General features: G+C 64.0%; 1 protein-coding gene. It reads right to left on the reverse strand.

Features of this window, described 5'->3' with window-relative positions:
* A partial coding sequence (locus LI92_RS24555; protein ID WP_502691495.1) for a PGRS repeat-containing protein occupies positions 1 to 357 on the reverse strand: 357 nt, incomplete at its 3' end.
* Positions 358 to 558 lie beyond the last annotated feature (201 nt).

The raw sequence follows: 558 nt of genomic DNA on the forward strand, positions 1-558 counted from the left end.
GCCGTCACCACCGACGCCACCGTTACCGCCGACGCCGTAGAACAAGCCGATACCGGCACCACCGGCACCACCGACGCCACCGTCACCACCATCGATACCAGCGCCACCAGCACCACCGTCACCACCGATGCCCATCCACCAGCCACCGGCACCACCAGCGCCACCATCGCCACCATCGAAGCCGTCACCACCGACGCCACCGTTACCGAACATGCCGGCCGAACCACCGACACCACCGATACCGTCAGCCGACGTACCCGCCGCACCACCATCACCGAACCACAGACCACCAGAACCACCAGCAGCATCGGCCAGCGACCCACCATCAACACCGTCGGCACCGTTACCGATCAGCATCTGACCGAAACCGAACAGGTTGATAAACGAATTGACCTGCTCACCGATCGGGCTCAGAATCCAGGCCTGCCCCAGCTCATACAACGGCTGGTAGAACAACGCACCGAACCAGTCATCAGCAGCCGCCGCACCCGGCAGATCCGCCACCGACGCATCAAACGACAACCCCACGTTCGACAGCAACGGCTCCCACGAACCCGC

Origin of the sequence: Mycobacterium sp. UM_Kg1, from assembly GCF_000972925.1 — a bacterium.
In the GTDB taxonomy this organism is placed as follows: Bacteria; Actinomycetota; Actinomycetes; order Mycobacteriales; family Mycobacteriaceae; genus Mycobacterium; species Mycobacterium hiberniae.